The sequence below is a fragment of the Vibrio sp. 1401 genome (genome assembly GCF_033340295.1).
In genome coordinates, this window is the sequence record NZ_JAWOWF010000345.1 from 1 (window position 1) to 716 (window position 716).

The following is a 716-nucleotide window of genomic DNA, read 5'->3' on the forward strand; positions in this document are numbered from 1 at the left end:
TACCAAGCGACAGATAGCCCCACCCGTGGGATAGTAAACACCTGTGACACCACCCGTACCTATGGTGACGAAAGGCTCTTCGGCGGCAACTGAATAGCCGGCAGTCAACGCTGCAAGTGACGCAGCTAGCGCGATGTGCTTAAACTTAAACATTGAACGTCCTTTTCCTTTGTTTATAACGGTGTAAGTATAGCAATCGTTAACAATTTGATAACGTTTGAGTTCTCATCCTTGAACTTTGCTTCTCACACCCGATTCGAGAATGATTTACAAAACCACATAATAATCTGATATGTAAGAGTATTTTTTTGTTCTATCGTTTCAAACACAAAAAAAGCGTTGTATAAACAACGCTTTGTCTGTACTAAAATAAAACCGCAATCACACTGTCGGGATAGATGCGCGCCACGCTTGGTTCTGACTATCAGAGATAGAACGGAACAGCTCACGCAACTCTTTAAGCAATCCTTCTTGGAAGCCGATGTTCTCATCTGCTTTTTGCTTCGCTGCTTGAGCACGCGTCGCTTGCACTTCATCGTCCTTGCTGCGAGCTTGCGCTTTAGTTTGTTCAACGTTCGATGCTGAGTTTGCCATCTGTCCAAGAGCTTGAAGAATCGCGTTCTTCGCTTGGTTTGAGCTCATCAACTTATCGAACTTACGGCCACCACTTGTCAGCTGCGCTGTCGTGTCTGCGATATTGTCTTTCGCTAGTGAGT

The 716-nt window shown here is 45.1% G+C and carries 2 pseudogenes; both read right to left on the bottom strand.

Features of this window, described 5'->3' with window-relative positions:
- Positions 1-153 (bottom strand): annotated as a pseudogene (locus tag R7Z77_RS25535) (C4-dicarboxylate ABC transporter substrate-binding protein); the annotation flags it as partial.
- 228 nt (positions 154-381) lie between these two features.
- Positions 382-716 (bottom strand): annotated as a pseudogene (gene vopD, locus R7Z77_RS25540) (type III secretion system translocon subunit VopD); the annotation flags it as partial.